Origin of the sequence: Bosea sp. 29B (assembly GCF_902506165.1) — a bacterium.
GTDB lineage: Bacteria > Pseudomonadota > Alphaproteobacteria > Rhizobiales > Beijerinckiaceae > Allobosea.
The window spans coordinates 2,519,990-2,535,945 of sequence record NZ_LR733817.1 but is presented as its reverse complement, the minus strand read 5'-3'; the positions used below and the strand labels follow the sequence as shown (position 1 = coordinate 2,535,945).

General features: G+C 67.3%; 16 protein-coding genes. 3 read left to right on the top strand and 13 right to left on the bottom strand.

Annotated elements, in window-relative coordinates; translation table 11 throughout:
* Positions 1-38 precede the first annotated feature (38 nt).
* Positions 39-440, bottom strand: coding sequence for a VOC family protein (locus GV161_RS12395; protein WP_152015976.1), 402 nt, complete (start codon positions 438-440; stop codon positions 39-41).
* A gap of 69 nt (positions 441-509) precedes the next feature.
* Positions 510-974 carry a MarR family transcriptional regulator gene (locus GV161_RS12390; protein ID WP_152015977.1) on the bottom strand — a complete coding sequence of 155 codons (465 nt, stop codon included), beginning with the start codon at positions 972-974 and terminating at the stop codon, positions 510-512.
* A 68-nt stretch (positions 975-1,042) separates the two neighbouring features.
* Between GV161_RS12390 and GV161_RS12385 the strand changes: the two genes are divergently transcribed.
* Positions 1,043-1,774 carry a thioredoxin family protein gene (locus tag GV161_RS12385; RefSeq protein ID WP_152015978.1) on the top strand — a complete coding sequence of 244 codons (732 nt, stop codon included), beginning with the start codon at positions 1,043-1,045 and terminating at the stop codon, positions 1,772-1,774.
* A 132-nt stretch (positions 1,775-1,906) separates the two neighbouring features.
* On the opposite strand, the gene rfbB is transcribed toward GV161_RS12385, so the two are convergent.
* Genes rfbB through GV161_RS12370 form a run of 3 tightly spaced genes read right to left on the bottom strand, consistent with a single transcriptional unit; the run spans position 1,907 to position 4,736 of the window.
* The gene (gene rfbB, locus GV161_RS12380; protein WP_152015979.1) at positions 1,907-2,962 is read right to left on the bottom strand and encodes a dTDP-glucose 4,6-dehydratase; all 1,056 of its coding nucleotides are present in this window, start codon (positions 2,960-2,962) and stop codon (positions 1,907-1,909) included.
* Positions 2,959-3,537 carry a dTDP-4-dehydrorhamnose 3,5-epimerase gene (gene rfbC, locus GV161_RS12375; RefSeq protein WP_152015980.1) on the bottom strand — a complete coding sequence of 193 codons (579 nt, stop codon included), beginning with the start codon at positions 3,535-3,537 and terminating at the stop codon, positions 2,959-2,961. The genes rfbB and rfbC overlap by 4 nt, the downstream gene beginning before the upstream one ends.
* A gap of 56 nt (positions 3,538-3,593) precedes the next feature.
* The gene (locus tag GV161_RS12370) at positions 3,594-4,736 is read right to left on the bottom strand and encodes an anhydro-N-acetylmuramic acid kinase (protein ID WP_152015981.1); all 1,143 of its coding nucleotides are present in this window, start codon (positions 4,734-4,736) and stop codon (positions 3,594-3,596) included.
* A gap of 176 nt (positions 4,737-4,912) precedes the next feature.
* Between GV161_RS12370 and GV161_RS12365 the strand changes: the two genes are divergently transcribed.
* A complete protein-coding gene (locus tag GV161_RS12365) occupies positions 4,913-5,299 on the top strand; it encodes a hypothetical protein (protein ID WP_152015982.1) in 387 nt (128 codons plus the stop codon).
* A gap of 2 nt (positions 5,300-5,301) precedes the next feature.
* Here GV161_RS12365 and GV161_RS12360 read toward each other — a convergent pair whose 3' ends face one another.
* The 4 genes from GV161_RS12360 to GV161_RS12345 form a co-directional block, all read right to left on the bottom strand.
* Entirely contained in the window at positions 5,302-5,523 is a 222-nt protein-coding gene (locus tag GV161_RS12360; protein ID WP_152015983.1) for a hypothetical protein, read from the bottom strand.
* An 86-nt stretch (positions 5,524-5,609) separates the two neighbouring features.
* Positions 5,610-7,193, bottom strand: a complete 1,584-nt coding sequence (locus tag GV161_RS12355) for an ABC transporter substrate-binding protein (RefSeq protein WP_152015984.1) — start codon at positions 7,191-7,193, stop codon at positions 5,610-5,612.
* A gap of 55 nt (positions 7,194-7,248) precedes the next feature.
* Entirely contained in the window at positions 7,249-8,832 is a 1,584-nt protein-coding gene (locus GV161_RS12350) for an ABC transporter substrate-binding protein (protein WP_152015985.1), read from the bottom strand.
* Positions 8,829-10,355 carry a serine hydrolase domain-containing protein gene (locus tag GV161_RS12345; RefSeq protein ID WP_152015986.1) on the bottom strand — a complete coding sequence of 509 codons (1,527 nt, stop codon included), beginning with the start codon at positions 10,353-10,355 and terminating at the stop codon, positions 8,829-8,831. Before GV161_RS12345 ends, GV161_RS12350 begins: the two co-directional genes overlap by 4 nt.
* Positions 10,356-10,576: 221 nt before the next feature.
* On the opposite strand from GV161_RS12345, the gene GV161_RS12340 reads away from it, so the two are divergent.
* The gene (locus GV161_RS12340) at positions 10,577-10,900 is read left to right on the top strand and encodes a hypothetical protein (RefSeq protein WP_152015987.1); all 324 of its coding nucleotides are present in this window, start codon (positions 10,577-10,579) and stop codon (positions 10,898-10,900) included.
* A 12-nt stretch (positions 10,901-10,912) separates the two neighbouring features.
* On the opposite strand, the gene GV161_RS12335 is transcribed toward GV161_RS12340, so the two are convergent.
* From GV161_RS12335 to GV161_RS12320, 4 genes are read right to left on the bottom strand one after another with little or no spacing between them, the layout of a single operon-like run.
* Entirely contained in the window at positions 10,913-12,199 is a 1,287-nt protein-coding gene (locus GV161_RS12335) for a four-carbon acid sugar kinase family protein (protein WP_152015988.1), read from the bottom strand.
* A gap of 2 nt (positions 12,200-12,201) precedes the next feature.
* A complete protein-coding gene (locus tag GV161_RS12330) occupies positions 12,202-13,476 on the bottom strand; it encodes a ribulose-bisphosphate carboxylase large subunit family protein (protein ID WP_193219566.1) in 1,275 nt (424 codons plus the stop codon).
* 6 nt (positions 13,477-13,482) lie between these two features.
* Positions 13,483-14,022, bottom strand: a complete 540-nt coding sequence (locus tag GV161_RS12325) for a VOC family protein (RefSeq protein WP_152015990.1) — start codon at positions 14,020-14,022, stop codon at positions 13,483-13,485.
* A 25-nt stretch (positions 14,023-14,047) separates the two neighbouring features.
* Positions 14,048-15,925, bottom strand: a complete 1,878-nt coding sequence (locus GV161_RS12320) for a TRAP transporter large permease subunit (RefSeq protein WP_152015991.1) — start codon at positions 15,923-15,925, stop codon at positions 14,048-14,050.
* Between the last annotated feature and the right edge of the window lie 31 nt (positions 15,926-15,956).

Genomic DNA, 15,956 nt, shown 5'->3' with positions numbered 1-15,956 from the left:
TTTCGATCTGGCAGGAGAGAGCAGTATGCCGATCTGGCCTATTGCGCAGCGCTCGGATCCATCCACATCACGCCCCAGGCGTGGCCGTCGAGATCCAGAAAGCTGTGGTCGTACATGAAGCCGTAATCCGTCGGCTCGTCGGTGGTCGTCCCGCCGGCGGCAAGCGCCGCCGCGACGATCGCGTCGACCGCCTCGCGACTGTCGCGCGAGAGCGTGAGCAGGACCTGCAGAGCCTGGCTGGTGTCGGCGATCGGCTTCGGCGAGAAGCTTTTGAACTTCTCATGGGTCAGCAGCATCACGAAGATGGTGTCGCTGATCACCATGCAGGCGGCGGTCTCGTCTGTGAATTGCAGGTTGAAGGAAAAGCCGAGCGCCGCGAAGAAGGCCCTCGACCTATCGAGGTCCTTCACCGGCAGGTTGACGAAAATCATCTGTGGCATCTGGTGCTCCTCGGGTCGGTACTGCCCTGGTGGATGCAATGGCCGGTGGGCCGGGGCGATGCGGCGGCGCTATGACATGGCCTGAAGCGCCTGCCTGAGCTTGGCCGGTTCGAAGTCGCCGAGACGGGCATCGACCTCATCATGCGTGCGCTGCCAGATCGGCAGGGCGCGCGCGAGCAGGGCAACTCCCTCCGGCGTAATTGCCAGGAGCCGGCTGCGGCGGTCCTTCTCGCCGGCGGTCACGACGACGAGACCGCGGCGCTCCAGCGGCTTCAGCGCCGCGGTCAGCGTCGTCCGATCCATGCCGAGCAGGTTCGCCACCGGGCCGATCGGCGGGGGTTCCGGCCGGTTCAGCGACATCAGGAGGGAGAATTGCTGATTGGTCAGGTCGACCGGGCGCAGCGCCTCGTCGAACAATCGCGCCAGCGTCCGCGCCGCGCGCTGGACGTGCAGGCACAGGCAATGGTCGCGCACATGCAGCGTCGTGGCGAAGGGGACGAGGGATTCGAGGGGTGCTTCCAGTGATTTTGACATCGTTCAGATATGTTGATATCAACGCATCAAGAATAGGCTGAAGGGCTGGGTGCTGCAAGGAGGCGATAATGGAGCATCAGGTGGTTTCCCGTTCCGACTGGCTGGATGCGCGCAAGGCCCTGCTCGCCCGCGAGAAGGAGTTCACCCGGCTGCGCGACGAGATCAATGCGGAGCGGCTGGCCCTGCCCTGGGTCAAGGTCGACAAGACTTACGTGTTCGATACGCCTGCGGGCAAGAAGACACTGGCCGAGCTGTTCGACGGCCGCAGCCAGCTGGTGGTCTACCACTTCATGTTCGGGTCGGACTGGGAGGCGGGCTGCCCCGGCTGCTCCTTCATAGCCGATCATCTCGGCGGCACGCTGGCGCATCTCAACAACCATGACGTTACGCTCACCATGGTCTCGCGAGCGCCGCTCGCCAAGATCGAGGGCTACAAGGCGCGGATGGGCTGGAGCGTGCCCTGGGTCTCGTCCTTCGGCAGCGACTTCAACTTCGACCACCACGTCTCCTTTAGCCCGGAGGAGCTGGCTGAGGGTGCGGTGCTCTACAACTTCACGCGCACGCCGTCGGAGCAGGCCCATGACGAATTGCCCGGGCTCAGCTCCTTTATCTGCAACGAGGCGGGCGAAGTGTTCCACACCTACTCGTCCTACGCCCGCGGCGGCGAGGAGATGCTGACGACGCTGATGATCCTCGACCGCGCACCGAAGGGCCGCAACGAGACCTCGACGCTGAGCTTCGTCAAGCGCCACGACGAATACGAGGACGGGCCAAAAGCTCACGCCTGCTGCGCCGCCTGAGGGCACAGCGAGCCAGACCACGCGCATAGGGTCGGTGGGATGCCCGCTTCCGCGAGGAGCCGGGCTTGGGGCGCGTGTTTTTCGATGATCGCTGCGGGCGGCGTACGAGCTGCCGGCCCGCAGCGAGGGGCTTCAACCAGCGCCGAGCCGCTCGCCGCGATAGACGCCAGAGCGGATCCGGCCCCACCACTCGCGGTTCTCCAGATACCAGGCGACCGTCTTGCGCAGGCCGCTCTCGAAGCTCTCCCGCGGCCGCCAGCCGAGCTCGCGCTCGATCTTGGACGCGTCGATCGCATAGCGCTGGTCGTGGCCCGGCCGATCGGCGACGAAGCGGATCAGGTTTTCGCGCGAGCCGAGCGCGGCATCGGGCGCCAGTTCGTCCATCAGCACGCAGATCGCCTTGACCACCTCGAGGTTGCTGCGCTCGGCCGAGCCGCCGACATTGTAGCTCTCGCCGACCCGCCCGCTTTCGGCGATCAAAGCGAGCGCGCGAGCGTGGTCCTCGACATGCAGCCAGTCTCTGATCTGGGCGCCGGAGCCGTAGACCGGCAGGTCCTTGACCTCGAGTGCGTTGAGGATCATCAGCGGGATCAGCTTCTCGGGGAAGTGATAGGGCCCGTAATTGTTCGAGCAGTTCGAGAGCACCACCGGCAGGCCGTAGGTGTGGTGCCAGGCGCGCACCAGATGGTCGGATGCCGCCTTCGAGGCCGAATAGGGCGAGTTCGGCTGATAGGGCGAGGTCTCGCTGAACAGCCCGTCCTGGCCGAGCGAGCCGAAGACCTCGTCGGTCGAGATCTGATGGAAGCGGAAGCCGGCCTGCTCGGCCGGCGGCAGCGCGCGCCAGTGCCGCAGCGCCTCCTGCAGCAGCACGAAGGAGCCGACGATATTGGTCTCGATGAAGGCGGCCGGCCCATCGATCGAGCGGTCGACATGGCTCTCGGCGGCCAGGTGCATGACGATGTCGGGGCGGAACTCGGCAAAGGCCTGCCGCATCGCCGCCACGTCGCCGATATCGGCCTGGAGGAACGCCAGTCGCGGATCGTTCGAGACGGAGCTGAGATTGTCGCGGTTACCGGCATAGGTCAGCTTGTCGACGACCAGCACCTGATGCGGCGTCTGCCGGATCAGGTGGCGCACCACGGCCGAGCCAATGAAGCCGGCCCCGCCGGTGACGAGATAGCGCTTCATGGCTGGGCCTCGTAGCGGAACGGGCTGGCGAAACCGGCAAAGCCGGGCAGGACGGCATCCTTGCCGGAGAGCTGCGCCTCGGCGGCTGCGACCGGCCAGTCGATCGCAAGCTCAGGGTCGTTCCAGGCGATGCCGCCCTCGGTCTCCGGCGCATAGGGTCCATCGACCTTGTAGACGACCTCGGTATCGGCCTCGAGCGTGCAGAAACCATGGGCGAAGCCACGCGGCACGAAGAGCTGCTCGGCGCCCTCGGCAGTGAGCGTCGTCGCGCACCATCTGCCATAGCTCGGCGATCCCACGCGGATATCGACAGTGACGTCGAAGATCGCGCCCTTCAGCACCCGGATCAGCTTGGCCTGCGCCGCTGGTGGTCCCTGGAAATGCAGGCCACGTACCACGCCGCGCGTTGCCGAGAGCGACTGATTGTCCTGGACGAAGGCGGCATCGATGCCGGCGGCCGCGAAGGCCTCGGCGCTATAGGTTTCCATGAAGTAGCCGCGTGCATCGCCGAATTTCTTCGGCTTGATCAGCACGACGGCCGGAATGGCGAGGGGCTCGAAGACGAACTTGCTCATGCCGCCCTTGAACCCTCGCCGGCGCGCGACGTCAACGCCCGCCACGGATTCACCGATCAGATTGATCCAATCTGATCGGATCCAGCTCTCGCGATCCGCCCGCCCGTCATCGGCTCGGCAACGCCGGTGGTGAGCGGGAAGGAGATCGGCAGGCCGGCCTTGCGACGCATGGCCAAGAAGGCGAAGCACTCCGCCTCGATCGCATCGCCGCGCCAGCCGACCGCCTCGGCCGGAACCGCCTCAGTGCCCGTGCGGGCATTGAGCGCCGCCATGATCGCCGGGTTGCGTCGCCCGCCGCCGCAGACGATCAGCCTCCGTGGTCTGACCGGCAGCAGGTCGAGCCCGCGCCCGACAGCACCGGCGGTGAAGGCGGTCAGCGTCGCCGCTCCGTCCTCGAAGGAGAGTCCGTCTGCCATGGCCGCCGTGAAATCGTAGCGGTCGAGCGATTTCGGATAGGGCGCGAAGAGATAGCGGTGCTCGAGCAGGCGCGCGAGCCTGGCTTCGTCGACAGTGCCCGCGAGCGAGAAGGCGCCGTCGCGGTCCATCTCGCCCTTGCCGTGCTGCTTGATCCAGTCGTTGAGCGGCGCATTGCCCGGGCCAGTGTCGAAGGCAAGGACACGCTCAGCATCGGCGAAGGCGCTGAGATTGCCGACGCCACCGAGATTGAGCACCGCGGTCTCCTGCCCGGCCCCGATGCTGCGCAACAGCGCGGCGTGATAGCTTGCGACCAGCGGCGCACCCTGACCACCGGCGCGGACATCGGCGGTGCGGAAATCGTAGACGACGTCGATACCGAGCTGCCACGCCATGAGCGCCCCGTCGCCGAGCTGGCGTGTGTCGCCCTTGCGCTCTTTGGTCGGGGCGCGGTGCAGCACGGTCTGACCATGGAAGCCGATGGCCGCGACTTCGCTCGAAGCGATGCCCTCGGCCGCGAGGAACTCGGCGACCGCTTCGCTCTGCGCCAATGTCAAAGCGCGCTCGGCCTGCGCAAAGATCGCCGGCTCCGGCCCCTCGAAACGCCAGGCCAGCGCCGCCTGAACCGCTTCAGCCAGAAGATCACGGACCTCCTGGCGATAGGGCGAAAGCCGCCACGGCCCGAACTCGGCGACAGCAGTGCCATCGGTGCGGATCGCGGCGATGTCGATATTGCCGTCGAGGACCGTTCCGGTCATCAGGCCGATCGCCCAGGCAGGCTGCATGCGCCGCATCTCCATCTCGTCCCGCCATCTCACGCTATTCCGGACGCAAAACCGCTGCGCACTTTTGCTGGAATAGCTGTGGCGATGCCTGTCACAGGCCAGCTTCGCCCGCAATCCCGTCCAGATTCCGACCCAATCGCTGCTTACGCAAGGCAAGCCTCTTCTGGAGATCGGCTATGCTGACCCGTCGCTTCGTCCTCACCGCCTGCCTCGGCCTCGTTCCGACGGGATCGGTCATGGCTCAGGCCCTGAGTGGCGGCCTGAGCGCACCACCGGGAGCCGCTCCCCCGCCTGTCCCCCTGCCCGCTCCGGCGCCCAATATCGCTCCGCCGCCACCGCGCGCGCCCAGGCCGCCGGCCCCGGCCTATGAGGAAGACGATCGGGACTACGGCATCAGCCAGCGTGAAGCAGTGCGCATCGCCCGCCGCCGCGGCGTGGTCGATGTCGAGAACGTCAGCCGCCGTCGCGGCGTCTGGATCGTCACGGGCACCGACGACGAAGGCGACGACATCCGCGTCGTCGTCAACGACGAGGGCTATGTCGTCGACGTCAGGCGAAACTGAGTTCAGCCGGCCTGCAGCGCCGCGTCGAAGGCATCCTGCAGCATCTGCCGGCATTGCCGCGCCTGCTCGCGGCTCGGCTCATGCAGGATATGCGGGGTGATGTCGGCGAGGTCGCGCAAGGCGAAGTCGATCGCCGACATCAGGTCGAGCGCATCGCCATCGCCTATGACGGCGGGCGGCTTCAAGCGGAACTGCAAAACCTGACCCATCAGGACCTGACCCATTACGCGTCTCACGAGACTAAGAAGGCGAATCGTTCTCCCGAGTCTCGCCCGCAATCGGTCAGGAACCGGTTAACGCCGCGGCAGCCTCATTTCTTCTCGATATTCCAGAACAGCATGACCGGAGCCGCCAGCACACCCGAAACGTTGATGCGCCTGGCATAAGGCTGGTCGAACTGGCCGAGCACGCGATAGGGCTGCATCTCGGCCAGGCGCTTGTGCAGGGCCTCGACCGCCGCCTTGCGAGCGGCATCATCTGGCGCGTCGACCACGGCGCCCCGAAGCTTTTCGGCTTCGGCGTCGCAGGGCCAGCCGGCCCAGGCCTTCTCGCAGGCCATGTTGGTGCCGATATTGGTCATCGGCGACTGCATGGTCGCGCCCGAGGCATAGGTGACGAACAGGTTCCAACCGCCCTGATCCGGCGGGCTCTTGTTCTGCTGGCGGGTGGTGACGGTGCCCCAGTCCGAGAACTGGACGTCGACGGTGACGCCGACCTTCTTGAGCTGGGAGGCGGCGACCTCGGCCATCCGGCCGATCGCGGCGATGTCGTTGCTGGTGGTCAGCACCAGCTTCTCGCCCTTGTAGCCGGCCTCCGCCAGCAACCGCTTCGCCTTCTCCAGATCGGGCTTGGCATAGCCTTCCGTACCTGCCTGCGTGCCGTTGGGCGCACCGCAGATGAAGTAGGCGGCGCAGCGCTTCCACCATTCCTCGTCACCGAAGCCGCCGGCCAAGAACTCAGCCTGGTCGGTGGCATAGGCCAAAGCGAGCCGCGCCTTCGGGTTGTCGAAGGGCGGATGCAGGCTGTTCGGCCGCAGCATCACCTGGTTGGCGAGGTTGGAATAGCGCTCGACCTTGACGTCCTTGGCCGTGGCGACCACCGGGATCAGGTCCTGGCTCGGCTGCTCCCAGATGTCGATCTCGCCGGTCTGCAGGGCGGCGGCAGCGGTCGCCGCATCCGGCATGATCAGCCATTCTACGCGATCGACCTTGACGACGCGCCCGCCAGCGAGCCCGTCGGCCGGCTCCGGGCGCGGCACATAGTCGGGATTCCTGTCGTAGACGACCTTGGCGCCGCTGCGCCATTCCGCCCGGTTGAACCTGAACGGGCCCGAGCCGATCGTCTCGGCCACCGGCTTCATCGGGTCGGTCGCGGCATCAGCCTCGCGCATGATCACCGGGATCTGGCCGACAGCCGAGCCGAGCGCGAACGGGACCAGCGCCATCGGCTTCTTCAGCTTGAGCACGAAAGTCCTGTCGTCCTTTGCCTCCATGCCCTCGGTGTACTCGCCGAGCTTGCCGCCAATCGTGTCGCGCTTCATCCAGCGCGCCAGCGAGGCGATGACGTCGCGCGTGGTCACAGGCTGGCCGTCGTGGAATTTGAGGCCCGACCGCAGGGTGAAGGTCCAGCTCAGCTTGTCGTCCGCGGTCGAGAAGCTCTCGACCATCTGCGGCCTGGGCTGGAGGTTGGCGTCCCAGGCGAACAGGGTCTCGTAGATCATCAGCCCGTGCATGCGGGTGATGACGATCGAGGCGGCGACGGGATCAAGCGTCTTGAGATCGGCATGCGGCGCGACACGCAGCACGTTCTTCGGCGCCGGCTGTGCCTGCACACCAGCGGCGAGCAGCAGCGCGGTCGTGCCGAACAGAGCGGCGACAAGGCGGGATCGGATCATGGCTGGCCTCCCTCGATATTATTGAAATGCAGGGTATACGGCGCCGAGGGCGCCCTCATTGCTTCTCGATGTTCCAGAACAGCATGACCGGCGCGGCGAGCACGCCGGCGACATTGGCGCGCCGAGCATAGGGCTGAACGAACTGGCCGAGCACGCGATAGGGCTGAACCTCGGCAAGGTGCCTGTGCAAGGTCTCGACCGCCGCCTTGCGGCCGGCTTCGTCGGGCGCATCGACGACAGCGCCGCGCAGCGTCTCGGTCTGCGCATCGCAGGCCCAGCCGGCCCAGGCCTTCTCGCAAGCCATGTTGGTGCCGACATTGGTCAGCGGCGACTGCATGGTCGCGCCGGGAATGGTGGTGACGAAGAGGTTCCAGCCGGCGCGTCCGGGCGCGCTGCGGTTCTGCTGGCGCGTCGCCACCGTGCCCCAATCGGAGAACTGCAGATCGATGTTGAATCCTGCCTTGCGCAGGCTGTCGGCCGCGACCTCGGCCATGCGGCCGATCGAGGGGATGTCCATGCTCGACATCAGCGCCAGCGGCTCGCCCTTGTAGCCGCTCTCGGCTAGCAGCTGCTTGGCCTTAGCGAGGTCGGGCTTGGCGAAGCCCTCGGCGCCGGCTTCCGTGCCGTTCGGCCCACCGCAGATGAAATAGGAATTGCAGCGCTGCCACCACTCCTCGTCGCCGAAGCCGCCGGCCAAAAATTCGGCCTGGTCGGTGGCATAGGCGAGAGCGAGCCGCGCCTTCGGGTTGTCGAAGGGCGGGTAGAGATGATTGGGCCGCAGCAGCGCCTGGTCCGGCAGGCTGGCATAGCGCTCGACCTTGATCTCCTTCGTCGCCGCGATCATCGGCACGAGGTCCTGGCTCGGCTGCTCCCAGATGTCGATCTCACCGGTCTGCAGCGCGGCTGCGGCCGTCGCCGGATCGGGCATGATCAGCCACTCGACCCGGTCGACCTTGACGATGCGCCCGCCGGCGAGACCGTCGGGCGGCTCGGAGCGTGGCACATAATCGGGGTTCCTGTCGTAGACGACCTTGGCACCGCTGCGCCATTCTGCGCGGTTGAACCTGAACGGGCCGGAGCCGACCGCCTCGGTGATCGGCTTCAGCGGATCGCTCGCCGCATCGGCCTCGCGCATGATCGCCGGGATGTTGCCGACCGCCGAGCCAAGCGCGAACGGCACCAGCGCCATCGGCTTCTTCAGCTTGAGCAGGAAGGTCCGGTCATCGACCACCGTCATGCCCTCGGTGTACTCGCCGAGCTTGCCGCCGATCGTGTCGCGCGCCATCCAGCGCTTCAGCGAGGCGATGACGTCGCGCGTCGTCACCGGCTGGCCGTCATGGAATTTGAGGCCCGGCCGCAGCGTGAAGCTCCAGCTGAGCTTGTCGTCCGAGGTCGAGAAGCTCTCGACCATCTGCGGCCTAGGCTGGAGCTTGGCATCCCAGGCGAACAAGGTCTCATAGATCATCAGCCCGTGCATACGGGTGATCAGCACCGAGGCGGCGACGGGATCGAGCGTCTTGAGGTCGGCGTGCGGAGCGACACGCAACACGTTTTTCGGTGCGGACTGCGCCTGCGCCCCAGTGGCAAGGGCGAGGCCGGCCGCTGCGATGAGTGCGGCAGCGAGGCGGGAGCGGATCATGGCCGGCGTTCCTGGTCGATGCGGGTGAAATGCAGGATGCGCGAACGATGGCTTGCAAGGCGCAGGCTCCCGTCCGCCTGCAGCCACAAGCAAGGCCGGTGCCGCCAGGGGCCATGCTTCAGATCGGCCAGCGCCCGCCCACCGGGAAGTGGCGTCAGCGGGGTTGTGAGGCCGATCGTCCCGGCCCAGGGCCAGGATGCCGTGCCATCGGCCCGGATCGTGATCTCGACGCCGAGCCGCTCGTCGCGCCAGCGCCCGACGAGGCGCTCGTCCAGCGTCGTCTCAGCCGGCACCGGCAGCAGCCGGCGCGACACGCCGCCGATCCGGCCGCTGAAGGCGCCGTCGGTTTCGGCCTTCAGGGCGATGTCGAGATAGGCCGGCAGGCTGCGCAGCCCGCCATCGCCATCCGAGACCAGTTTCTCATAGCCACCCATGACGCTGATGGCGCCGCCCGCGAACTCGGCCCAGAACGGTCCGTCCTCGGCCGCATAGAGCCCAGTCGGAACACTCACCGGATCATCAGGCAAGGCTTCGCCGGTAAGCACCGCCAGCACGCGCAAAGCAGGCCAGAGCGCATCCTCCTCGCGATTGGTCAGCACGACGACGCCGGCGCCCTGCTCCGGCGCCATCAGCATGTGGTTGCGGTAGCCGGTCAGCGAGCCGCCATGGCCAATGACCTTGACGCCGCCGAGCCGGCTCGCGACCAGGCCGAGGCGATAGCCGCTCTCGCTGCCATCGGCGAACTGGCGCGGGGCGGCGAGTTGGTCGAGCAGCCCGGCCTGAGAACCACGCCCGGCGATCAGGCCCGCCGCCCAGCGCGCCAAGCCCGCAGCGCTGCCGGCCATGCCACCCGAAGCCGAGAAGTTGAAGCCGTAGAAGCCGCGGCGCCAAGCCTGGCCGTCATGCCAGTAGCCGGTGGCGAGGCCGGGAACGACCTCGCTCTCGTCGGAAACGAAGCGGATCGGCAGCGCAGCCGGTGCCATCATCTCCTCGACCAGTTGCGCAGCGCCCTTGCCGGTTCGACGTTCGAGGACCGCCTGCGCCAGGCGCCAGCCGGTGTTCGAGTAGGCCATCTCGCTGCCGGGCTCGCCATTGAGTCCGGGCAGGCGGCAGGCGGCGGCGAAGATTTCGCCAGCGGAAAGGCTCGCGGTGAACGGCGTGCCCTGCTGCCAGAGCGCTTCCATCATGTCCGGCAGCCCGCCGGTCATGTCGAGCGCCCGGCCGAGCGGCACCGCGCCCAGCGCCCCCGGTAGTTCGGGGATGAAGCTGCCGAGCGTCGCGTCGAGCGATACGCCCTCGCGCAACAGCAGGGCGGCGCAGATGTGCTTGCTGATCGAGGCCAGCCGGTTCTGCGTATCGGGGGTGAAGGGCAGGCGATGCTCGATCACGGCGAAGCCGCCACTGGCGCTCTCGCGCACGCCGTCACGATCGAACAGCACGATAGCGCCACCCGGTCCGCCTTGCCGCGTCCAGAGCTCGGCGAGCGCCTGCGCCTCGCTGCGTCCCTTCGTCCAGTCGACCATGCGCTCTTCTTCTCCGCCGTTCCGTCCCGGATGGAACTGTCGCGGATATCCGGGGGGCTAGGCAATCCTTCCGGCCATGCGCCAGCGTCTGACCTGCTCGTCATGAAAGCGGCACAATCACTGGTCGATCCTGCCGCCGCGCGCGGCGGCGCGCTGGACCGCGGCCCGGCCTTGCTGGAGACTGCGGATTTGATGAAGGCATATTGAGGAGGCGGATTGGGATGAGACGCGTATTCTTCGTGGCCGGGGCGATCGGTCTCGCCGGTATCACGGCTGGTTGTTCGCAGCCGCAGCGCTTCGGCGCCCCGCCTCCCGGCCTGGCGCCCAGCCCCGCGCCGGGCCCCACCGCGATGACCAAGCGTATTGTCAGTGATGGCGCCGGTGGCCTGCAATTGCCTGATGGAACGCGTGTTCAGACCGACCAGAGCGGCGGCTTCAGCCTGCCCAATGGCGCCTATGTCCGGCGTGACCGCTCCGGCGCGCTCAACCTGCCGAACGGCGCGCGCTGCGTGCCCGACAATCAGGGTGGCTTCGTCTGCCCGTAAGATGAGGCCGGCTCAAGCCGTCTCGGCGACACGGTTGAAGAAGTCGGGCGTGCCCATCTGGCCGCCCTTCAGCACGATATCGAGGCCATCCAGCCCGGCATCATCGCTATGGGCGCGGCAGAGCGGCGCGCCCGGCGTACAGGGCGAGCGATAGGACAGGCCCCACAGATCAAGCGAGCGGATCGCCAGCGTGGAGGTATCCCCACCGGCGACGACCAGCCGCGCGATCCGCGCCTCGGCCATGATTGCGCGCAGCAAAGCACCGGTCGCAGCGGCGACCTTGCCGGTCTCGGCCGGCGCACCAGCCGGCTTGTCGGTGATCAGCATGACATTGCGCTTCGTCAGGCGAGCGAGCGTCTCGCGGCGTAGCGCTTCGAGGTAGGCAGGCTCGCCGGTCAGCCGCGCCGGATCGATGGCGATCGTCCCATAACCCTGGGCGAGCTCGACCTGCGCGCGGGTCACAGGCGACAGGCTGCCGACCAGAGCAAGCAGGTTGCCACCCGACTCGCTGCGCGCGAGCTTCGGCATCGCGGGTTGGGCAGCCTTCGGGAAACCGGCGAAAGCCTGCGCCACCGAGCTCGCGCCGATCGCGATCATCGGGCCCGCGCTCATCTGCTCGCGCAGCAAGGCGCCGATCGCTGTGAGATCGGAGGGGCGCGAGACGTCGAAGAGCACGGCATCGGGCTGCGACGCCAGCGCGATATCGAGGGCCTGTCCGGCTTCGGCGACCTCATGGCTGCGGTAATCGACGAGCGCGACGCGCTCCAGCCCCTGCGCCTGGAGATGCCGCCGCAAATCCGCCTCGCCCATCGGCGTGACCGGATGGACGCTCATGGTCGGATGGCGGTCGATGCGGTGAACCGTACCGCCCGCTCCGGCCGCGGCAAAGAGATTGCCGAATACGCAGTAGCGCCCGAGATTGGGCTGGCCGCCGATCACCGGCAGCAATGGATTGCGGAAATGCGGCCGCAAGGCACGCGCCGCCGCGCCAAGGCTGCCGACCTCGGGCGCGCTGTCGAAAGTCGAGCAGCATTTGTAGTGCAGCAGGCCGATACCAAGCGCGGCGAAGAAGCGTCCTGCCCCGTCCAGCTCCTGCGCCATGGCGTCAGGTGCCATCGCCCGCGTCGCCCCGGCGATGCCGACCGCGTCCAGCGCTCCGGCACTGGCGAATTGCTCAGGCGTCGGGATGCGCAGGAAGAGCAGAGCGCGCTGTCCGGCTTCCGCCAGCGCGGCGAGCGTGTCGGTGGCGCCAGTGAAGTCGTCGCCATACCAGCCGTAGCGCGGGCCTGCCTCAGCCATGCTCAGCCGCCGCCCTTGCCGAAGAAGGCGAGCGCCTGCGCGAGCTCGTTATGGCTCTTCGCCGCTTCGCTCAGCGGTATGCCGGCCGCGACTGCCTGCCAGGCCTGGCGGATGCTGGCGACGCCGGCTGCCGGTCCGGCGGGATGGGCGAGGATGCCGCCACCGGCCATGAACAAGAGGTCGTCATGGCCAATCGCATCCCAGGTCGGTTGCGCCGTGCCGGCCCATTGCCCGGAGGAGAAGGCCGGCAGCACGCGGTCGTCGATGCCCTCGGTCAGCGGCGTAACGCAGTCCTTGGCCGAGGTCACGACCTCCTCGTCCTCCTGCGCGAATTTGCCCTGCAAGCCATGCACATGCATGTGGTCGACGCCGGTGAGTCGCCACAGCGTCTGGTAGGCCTGGAAGCCGATGCCGAGCAGCGGGTGGCGCGAGAGCGCGCCGAAGCCGTTGCGATGGCCATGGAGAGCGAGGCTGGTCGAGCGGCGCAGGGTCTCGACCGCCGAGAAGCCGCACCAGTTCAGGCTGACCATAACGCAGGTGCCGCCCTCGCGCTCGACCAACTCGGCATGGCGGCGCATCTGGTCGGTTTCGGCGGTGATGTTGAAGGCGACCATCACCGCCTTGCCGGTACGGTCCTGATGGCGGCGCACCGCGGCCATCACCGCAGGGACGCGCTGGGCCAGCGGCGCATGCACCGGATCGGCCGAGATCTCGTCATCCTTGATGAAGTCGAGGCCGGCGGCGCAGAGCTTGCCGACCAATTCTGCGGTCTCATAGGGGCGCAGGCCGACATTGGGCTTGATGATCGAGCCGATCATCGGACCATCCATGACACCGGTCGCCCGGCGGGTGCCGGCGATGCCGCGCGTCGGCAACGGGAAGAGCCGGCGATAGGCAGCCGGCAGGGCCATGCTCTCCAGCCTGAGGCCCGTGACCTCGCCGAGATCGAACAGGTTGCCGGCGACGATCGAGGCCAGCGTCGGCAGGTTGGCGCCGACATTGTCGACCGGGAAGGACAGCGTGATCCGGGCACGGCGCCATGGGCCGCTGACACCCTTCCGTGCCAGCCAGGCATTGGGCAGGCTCGGCTCGGCTGCGCTATCGAGCTCCTCGACCGCGATGACGACGGCGCGGGTGCGGTCACGCAGTTCGTCGGTCTCGCCGGCGACGCGGGTGAAGGTGCCGCTCGACTGCTCGCCGGCCATGACGTCCGCGACTTTGCGGGGATCGAGCGGCGTCTCGATCAGATAGGTGGCCGTGAAACGCTCGGTCGCCATGATCGCTCAGAGCTTGCTGAGATCGGGGAAGGGACGGACCGGGGCCTTGCCGTCCCAGCTCTCGCCCGCCTCGCGGATCAGCCGGAACATCTCGCCCTTGGGACCGGCAACCTCGGAGAGTTCGATCACCGTGCCCGGATGATAGTGCGTGTCGAAATAGATGAAGCGGCCGCGCTCGCCAACCTCGCCCGACATCACCGGCTTGAAGCCCTCGGCCAACAGCCGCGCCAGGTCGGCATCGTAGTCCGAGGTCCAGTAGGCGACATGCTGCAGGCCGCTATGGCCGGCGTCGGTGAAGTCCTTGTACATGGAGGGCACCGCGTTGCGGCACTGGATCAATTCGATCTGCAGCGGCCCGGAATTGGCGAGCGCCACCGAGTTATGCGGCTCATAGGCTTCGCCCCTGTAGCGGTAGTTCCTGATCGGGACTTTTGGATTGTAGAAGAACGGCCCGACGCCGAGCACCCGGCTCCAATAGTCCATCGCCGCCTCGATATCGGGGACGACATAGCCGGCCTGACGGATCTGGCCAAAATGACGGCTCATGGCGGGTGCTTTCCTGCGAAGATGTCTAGAGGAAGCCGATGGAGAACCACGGCACGGCGGCTACGATGACGAGGCCGACCAAAAGGGCTGCGACATAGGCCCAGATGTATTTCAGCCCCTCGTCGGGATTGATCTTCGAGATCGCGCAGGCACCGTAATAGCCGACGCCGAAGGGCGGGGCGAAAAGCCCGATGCCCATCGCGAAGATCACGACCATCGAATAGTGCACCTCGTGCACGCCGATCTGCTTGGCGATCGGGAAGAGCAGCGGGCCGAACAGCACGATCGCCGGGATGCCCTCGAGCACGCTGCCGAGGATGACGAAGGCGATGATCGAGATGGCGAGGAAGCCCCAGGTTCCGCCGGGCACCGCGGCCATGACCTTGGCGAGGTCCTGCGAGAAGCCCGACTGCGTCAGCCCCCAGGCCATGGCGGTGGCGCAGCCGATGATGAAGATGATCGCGCCGGTGAGCGACGCCGTGTCGACCAGCATGCGCTTGAGCCGGCGCCAGTCGAACTGGCGATAGATCAAGATGCCGGCCAGCACCGCATAGGCGATGCCGATCGTCGAGACCTCGGTCGCGGTGGCGACGCCCTCGACGACGGCGGCGCGGATGACGAAGGGCAGCGCGATCGCCGGCGCTGCGATCAGGCAGAGTTTGCCGATCTCACGCTTCGAATACTTCGTGACGTGGCTGAGGTCCTCGCCCCGGTTGCGCCACCAGACGACGAAGCAGAGGGCGATGCCGAGCACGACCGCCGGCAGCATGCCGCCGGTGAACAGCGCCGCGATCGAGACGCCGGTAACCGAGCCGATGGTGATCAGCACGATCGAAGGCGGAATCGTCTCGGTCTGCGCGCCCGTCGCCGAAAGCAGCGCGACGAGGTCGCCGGGCTTGGCGCCGCGCTTTTGCATCTCCGGGAACAACACCGGCGCGATCGCGGCCATGTCGGCGATCTTCGAGCCGGAGATGCCGGAGACCAGATACATCGCGCCGACCAGCACATAGGACAGGCCGCCGCGGACATGGCCGAGCAGCGAGGCCAGGAACTGGATCATGGCGCGCGCCATGCCGGTCATCTCGATCAGCGCGCCGAGGAAGATGAACAATGGCACGGCGAGCAGGATGAGATGGCTCATGCCCTCGTCGAGCCGGCCGACCATCACGACCATCGGCGTCGAGGTCGTCAGCGAGAGATAGCCGAAGGTGGCGAGCGCGAAGGAAAAGGCGATCGGTACCCCGGCGAAGACGTTCGCCGCGACGACGCCGACGAAGAAGATCACCAAATTGAGCTTGCCGAGCGGCTTCAGCACCGGCCCGGCGACATAGAACAGCGCGATCAGCCCCACGGTGACTGCGACCGCGAGCACGACGGTCTTCCACGAGCCGAAGCGCAGCAGCCGGCAAAAGGCGGCGAACAGCATCAGCACGATGCCGATCGGCAGTGCCGCCGCGCGCCAGGAATTGGCGATCTCCAGCGCCGGCGTGACGATGAAGCGCTCATCCTCGGCATAATCCAGCGCATCCGGCAGGATCATCACCAGGAAGGCGATCGCCGCGGTGATGGCGAGCGCTTCGAGCAGGAGGCGCGCCTGCGGGCCGACGCGAGTGACGAGCCCGGTCATGCGCATATGCTCGCCGCGGCGCAGCGCCACCACCGCTCCGAGCATGGAAAGCCAGAGGAACAGGATCGAGGCGAGCTCGTCCGACCAGACCAGCGGCGCATGGAAGGCGTAGCGGGCGGTGACGCCCGCACCCAGGATGACGATCTCGGCGAGGACGAGCACGGCTGCGACAAGCTCGACCACCGTGCCGACGGCGCGGTCGAGCCTGTCCGCGAGGCGACCTAAACCGGTCGCCGGCGCGGCCGGCGGCGGCAAAGTGGCGGCGTGAGCGTCCATGGCGTTTCCCCGAGATGTCGGTCCCGGCAAG